A 17156-nucleotide genomic window follows, 5' to 3' on the forward strand; every position below is an offset into this window, starting at 1 on the left:
TTTTGCATAGAGTCCGTGAGTTTCATATCCTGCAACTTAATTTTTTTGTTTTAAAAAGTCTGTATTTAATAAACTAAACACCCATTCATAACTCACTTCATTGACAGTGAGGTTTATTTTTAAACCGCGCGGTAGTATTTTTGCCTGAGTTACATCATTTTCACTCAATGCCACCTCAGGCCATTGTGCCATTTCATTGGGATTGAGTAACATAATTTGAAATTGATCAACTGAATCAAGTAAAACACTGGTTTCTGGTTGATCATTACCGGTTTGATTTAAATTTTTATATTTATAACGGTACAGTTTTTTTTCATCTGCTTTGTAAATATATTCAACTCGCTCTTCAGGCGGTATGCCTTGCATTAAAGGATCAGTCACGCCAGTTTTACTAAAGGTCAACTGACCATTTTGCAACATGACTGCGGGTTGAACCTGCCCCGCAACATTGGCAGTAACTGGTACAATTTGCACAGTGTCACGTAACACTTGTTGATATGCTTCTTGTAGCTGACCTAAGCGCTGTTCATGTTGGGTATTACGCTCTTTAATCTTGATCAGATAATCAAAAACCTTCCAACCCAAAGCTGAAAGCACAGCAAAAATCGCGATTGCCACCAATAACTCAACCAAAGTAAAGCCTGAGCGTTTTTTCATGGTTGGCTTCCATCACGATGGTTGAAAAAAACTAAACTCGTAACACCCGAATCTACTTTTCCAGTTTCAGTATTCACCAAGCTCACTTGTACATTGACGCGTTGCACATTAGTACTGATCGTTGCTTGCGCTGATTTATCAATTTGCCAAGTTTCACCTTGTTGGGTGATTTGTTTAGAGGCCGTGCCTTGTAGCCAATCACGATTGATTTCCATCATCGAAATTTCATTCAAGGCAACAAATTGTGACTTAGTACGTAAAATCGCATGTCCAGTAGACTGAGTATATTGCATACCCACTTTGGTTAAAGCGACCGCTGTTGTAGCAAAAATAGCCAGTGCCACCATCACTTCCAGCAATGTAAATCCTGAGTGAGGATTAATGAAATAATGTTTCATCCGAGCGCAAGCTGGCAGACTATTCTTTAAATCTTTAGCTCGCATTTATTTTACCCAAATGATCAATTTCAATTTCTGCACCCACGGGCTCATTGGCATAATAAAATTGAATACGAACAGGTTTTGCTTCGCCATTCCCCAACCAAATCAGTTTAGGTGCACTCTCTTGGGTTAAATCATCGTTTCGGGCTGGGGAAACATCATAATCTAAGGATTGCACAGCAAAAGAAACATTTTTGGCTAACACTTGCTGCGGGAACTCATTATATTTTTGCCATTTTTGATGATTCAGCATTGCATTATTTTGTTGTTCTGTGGGTATGGTAAATTGAGGATTTTTATATTCAACAACAGCATAAGAAAAATCAGCCACATCGGTCGCAGGATGAACCTCTAGTGCCAAAACACGTGCTTGATCATTTGCCTCACGTGCAATTTTCTGTACATCCATGATAAAAAAATCACGGGCTTGCGCTGCTTTACGTTGATCGACCCCATTGATATTCAACATCACCAATGACGCCATAATGGCCATAATAACAATAACCACCATCAATTCAACCAGTGTAAATCCTTGAATCCTTGAAGGTGGTTTCTGTTTCATACATCCTATCCGCTAAGCAAGATATCCTGCTGCGCCCGTTTGTTTAGGCATCGCCAGAGCTTGGTCAATGTAGGCCACGCGCAAAGTATCACGCGAACCCAAATACCGTTGATAAAAACTAGAGTTCAAAATCGCAGCTGCACCATGCGTTAAAGACCAAATCGATGCCAAATAATCACGAACTGTCATTTGACTTTCTATCGACTCCAAATACCGCTCGGTCATACGGATAATTAAACGTAGACGTTGCTTTCGAATTTGATAAAGCTCAGTAAATAAATGATAGATCCCAACACCCGTTGTCGATAATCGCTCTTCTATTTGATGAAACAGCACCGTGCGTTCAGGATGATGCAAATGATGTAACATAAAAAAAGCAAGATGTTCAGGGAACTGCTTGTCTGTATCTTTAATCATTTCAAGCAACATTTGCTCATTACGAATAATGAGCAACATATAGAGTTCATCTTTACTTTGAAAATGTTTATAGAGCGTACCTTTTGCTAGATCTAATTCCGCAGCCAATGCATCAAGGGTCATCCCTGCTTCGCCATTCTCTAAAAGCAACTGTTCAGCCACTTGGAAAATTAACGCTTCTCTTGCTCGAAACTGAGCCTGACGATCCATTTTCACCCTAGTACTCTCTTATACGCTTTTATCGTTTCAATTTATTTACTTCATGTTGAGAAGGTTTTCAAAGTTCTGTGTTGTGATGAAAGCCATCTCTTCCAAGGACTTATCATATACATCTGCCAAGGCTTTGGCTACATAAGGAACGTACTTTGGCTCATTAGACTTTCCTCTATATGGCATCGGTGCCAAATAAGGACTATCCGTCTCAATTAATAGGCGATCTAAAGGAACTTGCTTCGCCACATCACGCAGGTCTTGCGCATTTTTAAAAGATACAATCCCTGAAAATGACACATAGTAACCGCAGTCTAAGACAGCTTTGGCCGTTTCCCAGTCTTCTGTAAAGCAATGCAAAATACCATGGGTCGATTTTTCGGCGCGAATAATATCGACAGTATCGTGCTTGGCAGAACGGGTATGCACAACAACTGGTTTTTTTACAGCTTGTGAAGCATGAATATGTCGTGCAAAACAGTCTTTTTGCTCAGCGATGAAATCTGTACTATGAAAATAATCGAGCCCAGTCTCACCAATTGCCCAAACTTTTTCAGGCTGTGCCAACTCAATTAAATAGTCTGTGGTTGCACGAGCCATGGTTTCAGGATCTTCACAAGGATGTACCCCGACGCTATAACCGACATCATTATGACGCGCAGCTATTTTTGCCAGTTCTATATGATCATCAATGTCGACTGAAATACTCATAAAGCGATGAACGCCCGCTTCACGTGCCTGCGCTAATGCCAAATCTAAATCCCCATCATAAGGGGTTAAATCTAGCATGGTTAAATGGCAGTGTGTATCTACAAACACAGGCGTTTCCTACTTCATATACTTAATTACATAGTGTAACTAGTTCGCCCTTCAGACTTAATACCTGCAAGCAACTTTTCCGCTTCTGATTTGTAATAAACCCCTTTCTCCCCAGAAAGTTGAATACCAAATCCTTGGAGTTTGATTCCATTTTGCTTTTGCGAAATCCAAATCACTTTACCTGTGAGAGGAATTTTCTGTGCTTGTTCTGGCAATGTTGCCAAAACAAAGACCTCCTCTCCCATCTTTACAGGTTGTTTGGATGGAATAAATAAACCACCACCAACTACAAAAGGCATGTAGCTTGCATATAACGTTGCTTTATCTGGAATATTGGCTTGAATGATTCCGCCCATACGTGGTTGCATAAAATTCCCCTGTTTTAAACATCCATCAACCGAATACACAATTGGTCGAGCACTAAATTAGTTTGTACGTTTTGTTCAATATATTGTTTTGACTGTTGCAACTCAGCATAAATTGAAAACAAAGTTTCAAGTGAATACCGCTCTGCCAGCACACTAAAATCCAAATCAGTGTTTTTTAATTGCTGATTTAGCTTGACACAAATCAAATCTGACAACAAGTACTCAAACATTTGACTAAAATCACTAAATGCCAGCACTTTATTCCACTTGGTTGCAATTGCCATCGGCATATTTTTATCCATCACCAACTTTTGCCAATCTTTTAAAAATTCAGCACGTTGAGGAATCCATTCACTCTCGGACAATGTAATTGCCTGTAACGGCATATGATTAGACAAATTCATCAACAAATGTTGCTGTGCCAAATCGCTATGGGACAAATGCTGATTTAAAAATTGCTCTGCTTGCTGTTCATTTATGCGATCCAAAGCAAAATGTTGCAAACGACTGCGAATGGTTGCAGGCAGTTTTAAATAATGATCTGCCAATAAAATGATAACAACACGATCACCTGGTTCTTCAAGCGTTTTCAATAAAGCATTGGCTGAAGCTGTATTTAAAGCTTCGGCTGGTTCAATAATGATGACGCGCCAACCATCTACCGTTTGCTGTACAAAAGGCAGCAGATCACGAATTTTCTCAATTTTGATCTTGACATTTTGTTTCTTATTGTCTTCATCGGTAGTGATGTGCACATAATTGGGGTGTGTATCCGCCTTTAACCACTGACAACTTCCACACTCCCCACAGGCCAAATGATTTGGCTGCCGCTTCGCACATAAGACCCAAGCAAGAAACTGCTCAGCAAAAATCTCTTTACCACAACCTTTTTTGCCATAAAACAATAAGCCATGACCAATATTAGGAAAGCGCGTAGTTAAAGTTTCCCAAATATTTTGATGCCACGGATAAATCTGCTCAGGCAGCGTTTGTTTCATGTAGATGACCTAAGTTCTATTATGCAAAATGAGCCACATCCATGGCATTTAAACGATCTAAATCTTCTTGTGTATCCACACCTGGTGGTAAGTTCGCTTCTGCGATATCAATGGCAATACGATGTCCATTTTCCAAAACACGCAGTTGCTCTAAGCTTTCGAGCTTTTCAAGTGTACCCATATCCCATGTCACATACTCTTGGAGCAATTTCACGCGGTAAGCATACAGGCCCAAATGACGGAAGGCTTGGTTATGCAACGTTTGTTGCACTTGCTTTGCAGCATCACGGTCATATGGAATAGTGGCGCGACTAAAGTAAAGTGCTTGTTTGTAATTCGACATCACCACTTTAACAATACTGTCGCGTTTAAATTCATCTAACTGCTGAATTGGTTCGCACAAGGTCGACATTGAACAATCGACTTGTGACTCTAAAAGTTGCGCGACTTGCTTGACCAAAGCCGCCGGCAATAAAGGCTCATCACCTTGAACATTGACAATGATATCTTCACTGGCCCAACCCTTAATTTTCGCCACCTCACTTAGGCGGTCTGTTCCCGAAGGATGGTCCGCTGAGGTCAACACTACATCCACGCCTTCAACCATGCAAAGATCATAAATTCGCTGATCATCCGTTGCGACGCAGAGATCATCAAAACCTTCCACTTTCTTCGCCTGATCAACGACCCTTAAAATCATTTCACGACCATGAATTTTAAGAAGTGGTTTTCCAGATAAACGTGTGCTCGCAAAACGCGCAGGAATAACAATATGCTTCATAATAGACCTTAAGAAATTTCAATACCTACAGCGGCGAGCTGTTGATGTAAGGTGTCATAACACGCTGTCGATAACACCGCATCGACAGGAACAACCCAAATATCGCGGGCAAAACTCGGGTTTTGTTTGAGCAGCGCTAAAATTTTCACTGCATCTTTTTCAGTGGTAATGACGGGATTGGCATCATCAAAGACCAAATCCTCTAACTCATATTCATAATGATCAGCAAACTCATGACACTGGAACTTCTGCACTCCCATACACTCTAAAGTACGATAAAAACGCTGCGGAAAACCTATCCCCACGACCGCATAAAAATCATCTTGCGGATTGAATGCTTTAGCTTCAGTACTGTTTAACAGGTAAGGCTCTGCAACTTCTAAGTGCATGTGCATAGCACGTGTAGGACGATCTGCATGTTCGATTACTATGCCTTGATCTAGTCTAGACTTTGGCTCTCGTAAATAACCTTCGGGCAATAACTTTTCATTGCCTAGTCCACGATTATTATCTAGGACAATCCATTCAATTTGGCGATTCAATGCCCAATGTTGCAGTCCATCATCACTAATGATCAAATCAATGGGATAGTGAGATAAAAGCAGTTCAATACTTTCTTGGCGATTTGGACCCACTGCCATCGGTACACCAGTAGATTGCACGATGAGTGTCGGTTCATCACCTACATTTTCAGGCAATGAGTTGAGATCTACCATAGTCGGAAATGGGCCTTTGGCACCATAACCACGACTGATCACACCCACTCGAATATTCTTACTTCGCAGATAACTCACCAAATGAATGAGCAAAGGGGTTTTACCACTCCCACCCACGGTAATATTACCAATTATCATGACAGGTACAGGAGCCGTATAGGCTTTTTTAATATTGCACCGATACAACTTACGGTTTAAAAGAAAACCACCTCTATATAACCAAGACAACGGACGAAGCACAATTAACCACTTTGCCTGTGAGTTCCAAGCATCCTGAATAAACTGTGCACCTGACATGACTTAGTTTTCCTCAAAATTACGTTGATGTAACTGATAGTAAGCACCTTGCTTTGCAATAAGTTCAGCATGTGTACCTTGCTCTACTATACGCCCTCTGTCCATCACCACAATACGATCCGCATTCTCAATGGTAGATAGACGATGTGCAATGACGATCGTGGTCCGATCTCGCATTGCAGCATCGAATGCACGCTGAATAAAGTACTCTGATTCATTATCAAGCGCGCTGGTGGCTTCATCTAATATCAATACAGGCGCATTTTTCAAAATCGCACGAGCAATGGCTATACGTTGGCGTTGACCGCCCGATAAATTGAGACCTTGTGCACCCAACTTGGTATTGTAGCCTTGTGGTAAAGCCATAATGAAGTCATGTGCATAAGCTGCTTTTGCCGCTGCAATCACCTCTTCATCCGAGGCATTTTCAAGCTGACCATACGCAATATTGTCACGTACAGTGCGATTAAATAAAACCACTTGCTGATTAACCATTGCCACTTGAGTACGCAAGCTATTGATTTCAATATTATGAATATCAACACCATCAAAGAGAATTTGGCCAGAGGTCGTATCTTGAAAACGCACCAGTAAATTCACTAAAGATGTTTTACCAGCACCAGAACGCCCTACTAAAGCGACTGTTTCACCTTCTTTTACACTCAGATTAAAATCATGCAATGCGTGATGGCCATCGGTATAAACCAGATTCACATGTTTAAAGTCAATATTACCTTTCAGTACAGGAGTTAAAGCCCCAGTATTTTTTTCTTCTGGTAAATCTAAAATTTCAAAAACTGAATGTGCTGCAGCCATACCCCGTTGAATCTTTTCATTCACGTCAGTCAACGCTTTAATTGGCTTACTCAACATACCCGCTGCAGTAATGTAAGCCACAAATTGACCTGCACTCGTATCCTGTAAAATCTCTGGGCGTAGTGCGATCCACATGACGATGCTCAAAGCAATGGACATGATTAATTGGACAACAGGACTGTTCAGCTGCTGCACAACCACCATTTTCAGGCCACGACGTAAATTCTCTAAAGATGTATCTCTAAAGCGTTGTTGTTCATAAGCCTGTCCACCAAAACCTTTTACCACCAAGTGACCATTGACCGTCTCTTGTACCACGTGATTGACATCACCCATGGTATCTTGGACTTGAATAGAAAGCTTACGCATGCGCTTTGCCGCTTTACGGATAAGTAAACCAATCAACGGTGCAAAAATCAAAATACACAAGGTCAGACGCCAATTGCTATAAATCAGGTACCCCAACAGTGCAATGGTGATTAGACCTTGTTGAACAATAGTTTTTAATGATTCTGAAGATGCAGCGGTAAGCTGCTCCACATTAAACATGATCTTCGCAGTGATATGACCACTGTTATTATCCAGATAATACTGTGCAGGAAGACGCAATAATTTTGCAAAAACTTCTTGGCGAATATTAAAGACCAGGTTTCTAGAAATGACAGCCGTAAAATACCCCCCCATGAACAAACCCAGCCCACGGAAAAACATTACCACAACAACCAAAATTGGGAACAAGGTTGTAAAACCTTGATCACGGTGTTGAATAGCTTCAATAATTTTTTCAAGTAATTTAGCAACAGAAACCTCTGTCGCGGCATTTATAGCAAAACCGACCACCACAAGAATTGCTACGCCCCAATAAGGTTTTAAATAGCTCAGTAGACGTAGATAAACTTTAAAATCGTGTTTCACTAATAACCTCGAGAAGGCACTTTGGTACTAATATTGATATTTACAAATCCCAACTGACCGGCCACATCCATCACACGGATCACATCCTGATGGGTTGCTTTTGCATCCGCAGCAATCACAAACATTAGATCACGACGGTCATTGGAAATCTGTTTAATTGCGGTATTTAATTCTGAAACATCTTTCGATGCGATAGACTGACCATTAATTGAATAATGCCCTGTGGAATCTACCACCACTTCGATTTTATGATCAAATGTTTTCGGCGGAACCCCTTGCGCATCAGGCAAGGTTAAATTCATACGACTAAATTGATTGAATGTAGTGGTCAGCAATAAAAACACCAAAATAAATAATAAGCAATCAATCATTGGTGTAAGGTTAATATGAACATCTTCAACTTGCGAGCGTTTGAATTTCATACTTCACCTTAGCTCGCTTGTTTCACAACAACATCATCGTGGTTTTCAAGCACAGTTTCTGTTTTCTTATAAAATAAAGCCGCATGAAACAAAGTCGATTGCTGCTCTAATTCAGCAACGTACTCTTGAACCAAACGCTGAAAATAACGATAAGCAAATAATGCAGGAATCGCAATGAACATTCCTGCTGCAGTTGTAATCAGTGCTTTAGAAATCCCTGGAATCATCAGTGTTGGATTACTACTATTCCCAATATCAATCATTAAAAATGACTCGATAATACCTAATACAGTCCCCAACAATCCTAAAAGAGGCGCGACAGCGCTCAATGTTCCTAAAAAATTGATATTTTTTTCAAGATAACCAATTTCTTGAGAAGCTGTTGCTTCCATCTGCGCACGTGCAAACTGTTCACCTTGTGCCTTACTTTGGTAACCAGCTTCCAAAATACGACCCAATGTCGTTGCCTGTAAATCCTGATTTTGTTTAAGTTTAGGCAAAACCATTTGTACGCTTTGCGCTGGGTTTAATAGCAAATCTTTCGGTAAAATAGCGGATTTCTTTAAGCGAATAAAACGCTCTAAGCTAATCGCAACAGTAAAGATCGAACAGAGTACAAGGGGCAGCATAAGCCACCCACCTGCTTTTACCAATTCCCACATAACACTTCCCCAAGTATTTAAAATAGAAAATAAAATTATTCAGCTAAGCAAATATTCAAAATACCATCCAACTCATCTAGTGAATGATAATGAATCGTGAGCTTGCCTTTCCCTTGTTTATTATGATCAATTTTGACATTTGCACTAAAACGATCTGTTAAGCGCTGTGTCAATTGTTGAAGATCTGGTGCAATTTCCGTTTTCGATTTTTCTTGTTTCGGCGCATTGAGATCACGAACATATTGTTCAGTTTGGCGAACGGATAAACTTTTCTCTATCACCAATTCTGCGACTTTCAGTTGATCTTTCCCTTTCAAAGTCAAAATGGCACGAGCATGTCCCATATCCAATAACCCCTGCTGCATAAAGTCTTTAACTTGCTCAGCTAGACTTAATAAACGCAGCAAATTACTGACTGTGGTACGCGCTTTACCTACCGTATCCGCAATTTCTTGATGACTTAAACCAAACTCTTCATGAAAACGTTGTAATGCCATCGCTTGATCAATCGGATTAAGGTTTTGACGTTGGATGTTCTCAATCAACGCCAGTGCAATTGCAACTTGGTCTGTTAAATCACGAACAATGGCTGGGACTTGCGTTAAGCCAGCAAGTTGAGCCGCACGCCAGCGACGCTCACCCGCAATAATTTCATAGGGATGCTTTTCATTATCAATTGGACGAATCACAATCGGCTGCATCACACCATGTTTTTCAATCGATGCTGCTAACTCTTGTAAGTCTTGCTCATTAATAAAACGACGTGGCTGATATTCACCACGCTGCAATAAATGCACATCAATTTGTTTTAGCTGACCGTGATCAAGAGCTTGTGCTTCAAGTTGTAATTTCTCTTTTTGAATGGAACCGAGTAAGGCATCTAAACCACGACCTTTTGCTAGTCCACGTTTCTTAACGGTCATGCGTTACTTCCTTTTTTCACTTTGCTTTTCTTAATCATTTCAGCTGCTAAATGTAAATAAGCAACTGCGCCCTTCGAGCTTTTTTCAAAATAAATCACAGGCAAACCATGCGCAGGTGCTTCAGCTAGACGCACATTACGTGGAATGACCGTGTCATAGAGTTTTTTGCCAAAGTATTGTTCTAATTCTTCAGACACATCACGTGTCAGTGCATTACGTGCATCATACATGGTGCGTAGAACACCAATAATTTTTAACTCAGGATTCAATGCTTGTTGAATGCGATCAATGGTCTGTGTTAAATCTGCCAAGCCTTCCAAAGCATAGTATTCACACTGCATTGGAATCATCACACCATCCACCGCTGCTAGTGCATTAACTGTGATCAAGCTTAAGCTGGGCGCACAGTCCACAATGATGTAGTCATATGTTTGTTCAATTTCTTGCAATGCGTCACGCAGAATAAATTCACGCCCTTCTTGCTCAGCAATCGCAAGTTCAACTCCCGCCAAATCACGGTTTGCACCCAAGACCTTATAACCCACTTCCGCCTTGGTAATCGCAGTCTCTATAGGCACTTCACCCAGTAAAACATCGGTCACTGAATACAGTAGGTCATTTTTTTGAATGCCTGAACCCATGGTCGCATTGCCTTGCGAGTCCATATCGACCAATAAAACAAGCTTTTTAAGTACTGCTAAAGATGCAGCCAAATTTACTGCGGTTGTGGTTTTACCTACACCACCTTTTTGGTTCGCAATCGCAATAATTTGTGCCATGACCCGCCCAATCCTTTGAATTTTTTTAGATACGTTTTAATAAAAGTAAGTGTCGTTGTTCGTCCAAACGTGGAACTTTTAACGCAATAATGTCACAACTAAATTCGTTTTTGAATGCTTCAACTTCGTCATGCGGAACCAAGCCTTTCATCGACGCAATAATGCTGTCTTGGTGCATATAAGGCTTCGATGCATTGATAAAATCGGTTAAAGAAGCAAATGCACGACTGGTAATCACATCAAACTGACCCAAATCATGGATGCTATCTTCATTTTCAACACGCGTTTGAACTGCAATTACATTGGTTAATTTTAGATCTGCAATAAACTGCTTTAAAAAACGAATTTTTTTACCATTGGAATCGAGCAAAACACATTGGCGCTCAGGTTGGCATAGAGCAATAATCATGCCCGGCATACCACCGCCCGTACCAATATCCAGCAAACGACCTTTCGGCAAATCTTTTAAAATACTTAAACTATCTAATAAATGCTTCACCAGCATTTCTTTAGGATCGCGAATCGCTGTTAAATTGTAAGCTTTGTTCCACAGCACAAGTGCGTCTTGATACTTCAGCAATAAATTTAATGCTTCTTCACTCAAATCTAAGCCAAGCTTTTGACTACCTTGCTTTAAGTCTTGAAAAAATGGATGCATAAAGAAGACATCTCAATAAAATTAAACTGAAGTATACCGATTTCTCAGCCGTGGAACAGTAGCTAACGCTTAGTGATTATGCACTTAAACGTACATACCTTGACGAATCTGTAGATCTAGATCACTTAATCGCTCAGGTGTGCCAACATCCACCCATGCGGCTTGCATTTTCTCGGCAGAAATTTTTCCAGCAGACATCGCTTCTTTTAGCAATGGAGCCAACGGACGCTTACCTGCTTCCAATCCCTTAAACATCTGTGGATGTATAACTGCAACACCACTATAAGTCAGTGCTTCGCCTGACTGCTCTTGTTCAAAGGTATAAGCACGCCCTTGATTTAAGATAAAGTCGCCTTTGGGATGTTGTGTCGGGTTGGGTACAAATACGAGATGCGCAAAATCGGCGTCCAATTGCACATCAAGTAAAGATGCAAAATCAAAAGTGGTCCAAACATCGCCATTCACTAAAATAAACGGTTCTGTCCCCAACAGTGGTAGAGCATTGATAATACCACCCGCTGTTTCAAGCCCCTCTTCTTCACGCGTCCAACGAATAGTCACTCCAAACTGCGAACCATCGCCAAGTGCACCAATCAAGACATCGGCCAACCATGCAGAATTGATCACAATTTCTGTGACCCCAATTTGCTTGAGTTTTTCAATATGCCAAACGATCAGTGGTTTGCCACCAACTTCAAGCAGAGGTTTCGGTTTATATAATGTTAAAGGACGCATACGGTTTCCAAGCCCCGCGGCCAAAATCATTGCTTTCATGCTGCAACAACCTCATATTTGCCATATTTTGCTTCAAATTTCGGCATCACTTTATCGCAAATAAATTGCATGAAAGGTTGTAGTTCTGCATATGGTTTGCTTTCTTCGAGTAAATACCACATCACACGTGGCAAATCTTTGAGATAGCCTGATTTACCGTCACGTTCAAATAAACGCACAAAAATACCTAAAATTTTAATATGACGTTGTATCGCCATCAGATCAGCATCTTGCTTAAACTGTTCAAAGTCACGCCCTTCTTTGGCAGAAGCTGGCAATAGCTCATAAAACACTTTAAACCAATGATAAACGCGCTCAGGACTCCATTGTACATACGCATCACGAGTAATTGAGATCAGATCATAAGTATCTGCACCAATCACAGCATCCTGAAAGTCAATCACCCCCTGCTCTTGCTCATCTGCCAAAAGCATGAGATTACGACTATGGAAATCACGATGTACAATCACTTGAGGCTGAGCCAAAGCAGCATTGGCTAAAATTGCAAATGTACGTTTAATCAGCGCAGACTCATCATCAGAAGGTTGAATCTGTAAACTTGGCAATAACCAATCTGTCAATAGCGACATTTCGGTCATTAACTTTTCATAAGAATAAGCTGGGAAATGACCTTCACCATCAATAGATTGCAATTGAATCAACTGCTTAAAACTTTGCTCATAATGTGCATCAACAGTCTTGTCATCGAGCTGTGTAGACAGTAGCACATCACCAAAATCTTCAAGCAATAAGAAGCCTTGCTCCAAATCTTTCGCCACAATATGTGGTACACGAACACCGTTCGTATCAAAAAATTCATCAATCGTCACAAAAGGCACACAATCTTCTTTTTCTGGTGGTGCATCCATCAGCATAAATGTTTTATTATTCAACTTGATTCGTGCATAACGACGGAAACTTGCATCGCCTGCTAAAAAGTTAATTTCAAATTGATCTGAACCAAGTACAGATGAAATCCATGTTTGTATCAATTGTTCACGTTGTGTATTCATTTGCGATAAATTCTAATACAGGCTGAGTTTTTAAAGTGCTAAGTGTAGCCACTTATCAACTTTTTCTCTATGATGCGACAATAATTAATTGCGTTTTAAGCATACTTGGTAAATGAGACACATGAAGTATCAGTTTAAATTTAATCCTTTAGCGACTGCGATATTTACCCTTCTTTGTGGTAGCTCAATCACAAGCTATGCTGCAACACCAACCTCGTCTATTTCAGATGAACAACAATCGCTAAAACAAGCACTACAAGAAAGCTATCCTGGGCAAAAGTTCTTCGAACAATACTATGTCGATAAGTCATCTCCTGAAGCTCAACAGCGCCAAGGACGTTACTTAAGTTCCGCGTATTGCCAAGGCACATGGCTAACCCCTGTAAGCCCTGAAACCAAAGCCGCTGACGCAGCCAATGCGACATCCACCATTACAGCGGACTATGGTCACTACAACCCACAAGGTGACTCTGTTCTTGAAGGTAATGTTCTGATTGATCAAGAAGGTCGTCAAATTCGTGCCGATAAAATTACAATTGATCAAACCCAGACCTTTGCCAATGCTGAAGGACGCGTGCAAATGGCGCAAAGTGGTTTATTAGCGCAAAGCGACCAAATCAATTACAACCTAAAAACTCAACAAGGCGATCTGAAAAACAGTTTCTATATTTCAGAAGAACAACATGCGCATGGGCGGGCTGAACAAATCCTACGTGAGTCACAAACGACCACCACGCTAAAAAATGCAACTTATAGCACCTGCCCACCAGAGCAATCGCCAACATGGAAAATCCAAGCAGACGAAATTAAGTTAAATCAAGAAACTGGCCGTGGTGAAACACGCGGCACAAAACTTTATGTTAAAGATGTACCCGTTCTCGCAGTTCCTTATTTCAACTTCCCGATTGATGACCGTCGTACTACCGGTATTTTGACACCAAGTTTTGGCTTCACCAATGATGGTGGTGTCGAGCTTGCAGTGCCTGTTTATCTCAACTTAGCACCTAACTACGATGCGACCGTTACGCCACGCTATATCAGCGACCGCGGCCCAATGTTTGAGGGTGAGTTCCGCTATCTAACCGAAAACTTTGGTTCAGGTCAAATTTGGGGGGGTTACTTAGCTTCTGACCGAAAATATGACGATGAAGACCGTAAAGATTTGCACTTTTTACATAACTGGCAAATCAATGAACAGTTCTCAACCAACCTTGAATATAACTATGCTTCGGACAAAGATTATTTTACTGACTTAAGCAACAACCCTAACACCAAGACAGACTTAAACCTGCGTCGTGCTTGGGAGTTGAACTATAAAAATGGAATTCCTGGTCTAAAGGCCCAACTAAAAATTGAAGACTTCCAAACACTAGACGAAACCACACCCTACGTTGACCGTCCATATGCACGTTTACCACAGTTCTTACTCAACTATAAAGCGGGTAATGCGCTAGGCTTAGAATACGAGTTCAACAACGATACGGCTTATTTTAAAAAGGACTTTGGGACTATCGACGGAGATACCAACGATAGCTTTGAACCAAGCGGCACCCGTGTCTACAATGACTTTTCTGTACGCTACAACTACCGTACACCGTGGGCTTTCGCCATTCCTGAAGTATCTATTCGCAATGTGAACACATTCTACGATCAAGATACCATCAATGAGTTTGACAACACCAACCGCTCATCGAACGACAAATCTTATGTCGTGCCACAGGTGACTTTTGATGCAGGTTTGACTTTTGAAAAAGAAGGCACTTTCTTACAGACGTTAAGTCCACGTATGTTCTATGCCTATGCACCCTATAAAAATCAAGATGGCGCACCAAACTTTGACTCTGCAACAGCATCGATTAACTATGATCAGTTGTTTAGTGCAAATCGCTTCTATGGCCATGACCGTCTAGAAGACAATAACTTCTTGTCACTGGGCTTAAGCTATAGCCTATTTGATACGGTGGGTCTAGAGCGCTTAAAAGCCAGTGTGGGCCAAAGCTATTATTTCGAAGACCGCCGCGTAACGCTTGACCAAACAGCAGATGTCTTTGATAGAGAAAATCACTCTGGTCCGATTGTCAGCGTATCTAGCCAGCTCTCACAAAACTTTACCCTCGGTGCAAACTCAGCATGGATGGCAAATGGCGATAATGCGCAACGTGACTTACAGCTTTACTTTACGGGTGATAAAGGCAACCTCTATAACGTTGGCTATTTCTACCGTAAAGAAATTGCAGACCGCCAAGAACATTACGACCAAGTGGTTGCATCTTTTGTACAACCGATCCATAACAACTGGCGTATTATGGGCCACGCTCAATATGACTTAGACAACAATGTCGCTCGTGAATACCTCCTTGGTGTCAATTACGAGTCTTGCTGTTGGGGGATCTCCGTTTATGGTCGTGAGTACTATAACGACTTAGATGACGTCAATGCTGCAGGTATAGAACCTAAACGTGCAATTATGGCCGAAATTACACTTAAAGGCTTAGGCGGACTCAACAGTAAACTTTCATCATTACTAGAAAATCGTATTCTAGGCTTTAACAATATTAATCAGACTTGGACAGACCGTTAATGAAGACAAAACAGTTCAAACAATTTTTTAAAGCGAGTGCTTTGGCTTTAGCTCTCGCAACCGCTATTCCAACTTTTGTACATGCGTCGGATGAAGTTGTTGCTGTAGTCGATAACAGTGTCATTTTGAAGAGTGACTTAGAAGCAAGCATGACTGAGCTCAAACATCAACTTGAGAGCCAAAAGAAACAAGTCCCACCAGAGCAATATTTGGCACAACAAGCATTAGAGCAACTGATTATTCGTCAAACTCAGCTTGAACAAGTGAAGCGTTACAACATTCAACCTGATGAAAAAAGCTTGAATGAAGCGGTTTTAAATGTTGCAAAACAATCCGGTAGCACAAGCCTAGAAGCATTCCAACAAAAGCTCGATAAAATGGCACCCGGAACCTATGCTTCTTTGCGTAGTCGCGTTGCTGAAGATTTAGCCATCAATCGTTTACGCCAGCAAATCGTTACCTCTCGTATCCAGATTTCAGACCAAGACGTTAAAAACTTCTTAAATACACCACAAGGTCAAGCAGCACTTGGAAACCAAGTGCATGTGCTACATGTGCGTGTTTCAGGTGACAATGCTGACACTGTGGCGAAGCAAGTCAAAACTGTTCTAGCAAACGACAACGATGTCGCTGCAATTGCTAAAAAGTTCAGTACTGCTGGCACTAAAGTTGAAGGTGCAGATATGGGCTTTAGAGCACTTTCTGACATCCCTAGCGAGCTTGCGGCACGTGTGAGTCCACTCCAAGTGGGACAAATCACAGATTTAATTACAGTACGAGATGGTGTGCATCTTTTAAAGTTAGTTGAACGCAAAGGTGCTGAGCAAAAAGCGATTGTGCCCCAATACAAAGCACGCCATATTTTGATCCAACCGTCTGAAGTGGTTAGCCCTGAAAATGCTAAACAAATGATCGAAAGCCTGTATAACCGCGTTCAAAAAGGTGAAGACTTTGCAGTCTTAGCTTCCACCTACTCTAATGACACAGGTTCAGCACGTGATGGCGGAAGCTTGGGTTGGGTCAGCCCAGGTGTGATGGTTCCTCAGTTTGAAGAAACCATGAAAAATACACCGGTAGGTCAAACCAGTAAACCTTTCCAAACCCAATTTGGCTGGCATATTCTTCAAGTGACTGAAACACGTCAACAAGACATGACTGCTGAATATCAAGAACGTATGGCACGTCAAATTTTAGGTGAGCGTCAATTTGATGCAGAGCTTGATAGCTGGTTACGTGAAACACGCAACAGAGCTTTTGTCGAAATCAAAGATCCAAACTTAGACCGTAAGAATAATAAGTCATAAGTTTGAACACATAAAAGACCAGCATTTATGCTGGTCTTTTATTT

The 17156-nt window shown here is 41.1% G+C and carries 19 protein-coding genes; 2 read left to right on the top strand and 17 right to left on the bottom strand.

Annotated features, from left to right (window positions below):
• Positions 1–36 precede the first annotated feature (36 nt).
• The 17 genes from gspJ to AC4CUX_RS17190 all read right to left on the bottom strand — a co-directional run bounded on the left by gspJ (position 37) and on the right by AC4CUX_RS17190 (position 13227).
• Positions 37–657, bottom strand: a complete 621-nt coding sequence (gene gspJ / locus AC4CUX_RS17110; protein WP_005401158.1) for a type II secretion system minor pseudopilin GspJ — start codon at positions 655–657, stop codon at positions 37–39.
• Positions 654–1055: a type IV pilus modification PilV family protein gene (locus tag AC4CUX_RS17115; protein WP_005401157.1), complete on the bottom strand. Its 402-nt coding sequence runs from the start codon at positions 1053–1055 to the stop codon at positions 654–656. The genes gspJ and AC4CUX_RS17115 overlap by 4 nt, the downstream gene beginning before the upstream one ends.
• Before the next feature lie 34 nt (positions 1056–1089).
• Positions 1090–1659 carry a type II secretion system protein gene (locus AC4CUX_RS17120; RefSeq protein WP_010326852.1) on the bottom strand — a complete coding sequence of 190 codons (570 nt, stop codon included), beginning with the start codon at positions 1657–1659 and terminating at the stop codon, positions 1090–1092.
• Positions 1660–1671: 12 nt separating this feature from the next.
• A complete protein-coding gene (locus tag AC4CUX_RS17125) occupies positions 1672–2286 on the bottom strand; it encodes a TetR/AcrR family transcriptional regulator (protein ID WP_004696845.1) in 615 nt (204 codons plus the stop codon).
• 45 nt (positions 2287–2331) lie between these two features.
• Positions 2332–3105 (bottom strand): TatD family hydrolase, encoded by a 774-nt coding sequence (locus AC4CUX_RS17130; RefSeq protein WP_005401155.1) that lies wholly within the window; start codon positions 3103–3105, stop codon positions 2332–2334.
• Between the two features lie 26 nt (positions 3106–3131).
• Entirely contained in the window at positions 3132–3473 is a 342-nt protein-coding gene (locus AC4CUX_RS17135) for a PilZ domain-containing protein (protein WP_005401154.1), read from the bottom strand.
• Positions 3474–3487: 14 nt separating this feature from the next.
• Positions 3488–4471 (bottom strand): DNA polymerase III delta subunit-related protein, encoded by a 984-nt coding sequence (locus tag AC4CUX_RS17140; RefSeq protein WP_005401153.1) that lies wholly within the window; start codon positions 4469–4471, stop codon positions 3488–3490.
• Between the two features lie 19 nt (positions 4472–4490).
• Positions 4491–5252 (bottom strand): 3-deoxy-manno-octulosonate cytidylyltransferase, encoded by a 762-nt coding sequence (gene kdsB / locus AC4CUX_RS17145; protein WP_005401152.1) that lies wholly within the window; start codon positions 5250–5252, stop codon positions 4491–4493.
• Between the two features lie 8 nt (positions 5253–5260).
• Positions 5261–6265, bottom strand: a complete 1005-nt coding sequence (gene lpxK, locus AC4CUX_RS17150; protein WP_005401151.1) for a tetraacyldisaccharide 4'-kinase — start codon at positions 6263–6265, stop codon at positions 5261–5263.
• Positions 6266–6268: 3 nt separating this feature from the next.
• Positions 6269–7996 (bottom strand): lipid A export permease/ATP-binding protein MsbA, encoded by a 1728-nt coding sequence (gene msbA / locus AC4CUX_RS17155; RefSeq protein ID WP_005401150.1) that lies wholly within the window; start codon positions 7994–7996, stop codon positions 6269–6271.
• Positions 7996–8418 (bottom strand): ExbD/TolR family protein, encoded by a 423-nt coding sequence (locus AC4CUX_RS17160; protein WP_004696832.1) that lies wholly within the window; start codon positions 8416–8418, stop codon positions 7996–7998. Before AC4CUX_RS17160 ends, msbA begins: the two co-directional genes overlap by 1 nt.
• A gap of 8 nt (positions 8419–8426) precedes the next feature.
• Positions 8427–9080, bottom strand: a complete 654-nt coding sequence (locus AC4CUX_RS17165; protein WP_005401149.1) for a MotA/TolQ/ExbB proton channel family protein — start codon at positions 9078–9080, stop codon at positions 8427–8429.
• 35 nt (positions 9081–9115) lie between these two features.
• Positions 9116–10003, bottom strand: a complete 888-nt coding sequence (locus AC4CUX_RS17170; RefSeq protein WP_490792580.1) for a ParB/RepB/Spo0J family partition protein — start codon at positions 10001–10003, stop codon at positions 9116–9118.
• Positions 10000–10782 (bottom strand): ParA family protein, encoded by a 783-nt coding sequence (locus AC4CUX_RS17175; RefSeq protein ID WP_490792581.1) that lies wholly within the window; start codon positions 10780–10782, stop codon positions 10000–10002. The genes AC4CUX_RS17170 and AC4CUX_RS17175 overlap by 4 nt, the downstream gene beginning before the upstream one ends.
• Positions 10783–10807: 25 nt before the next feature.
• A complete protein-coding gene (rsmG, locus tag AC4CUX_RS17180; protein ID WP_004984861.1) occupies positions 10808–11440 on the bottom strand; it encodes a 16S rRNA (guanine(527)-N(7))-methyltransferase RsmG in 633 nt (210 codons plus the stop codon).
• An 84-nt stretch (positions 11441–11524) separates the two neighbouring features.
• Positions 11525–12214 (bottom strand): N-acetylmuramate alpha-1-phosphate uridylyltransferase MurU, encoded by a 690-nt coding sequence (gene murU / locus AC4CUX_RS17185; protein WP_010326860.1) that lies wholly within the window; start codon positions 12212–12214, stop codon positions 11525–11527.
• Positions 12211–13227 carry an aminoglycoside phosphotransferase family protein gene (locus tag AC4CUX_RS17190; RefSeq protein WP_005401146.1) on the bottom strand — a complete coding sequence of 339 codons (1017 nt, stop codon included), beginning with the start codon at positions 13225–13227 and terminating at the stop codon, positions 12211–12213. The genes murU and AC4CUX_RS17190 overlap by 4 nt, the downstream gene beginning before the upstream one ends.
• Positions 13228–13348: 121 nt before the next feature.
• Between AC4CUX_RS17190 and AC4CUX_RS17195 the strand changes: the two genes are divergently transcribed.
• Entirely contained in the window at positions 13349–15808 is a 2460-nt protein-coding gene (locus AC4CUX_RS17195) for an LPS-assembly protein LptD (RefSeq protein WP_005401145.1), read from the top strand.
• Positions 15808–17112, top strand: a complete 1305-nt coding sequence (locus AC4CUX_RS17200; RefSeq protein ID WP_039890432.1) for a peptidylprolyl isomerase — start codon at positions 15808–15810, stop codon at positions 17110–17112. The genes AC4CUX_RS17195 and AC4CUX_RS17200 overlap by 1 nt, the downstream gene beginning before the upstream one ends.
• The last annotated feature ends 44 nt before the right edge of the window (positions 17113–17156 follow it).

The sequence above is a fragment of the Acinetobacter sp. 231_lipA genome (assembly GCF_058243005.1).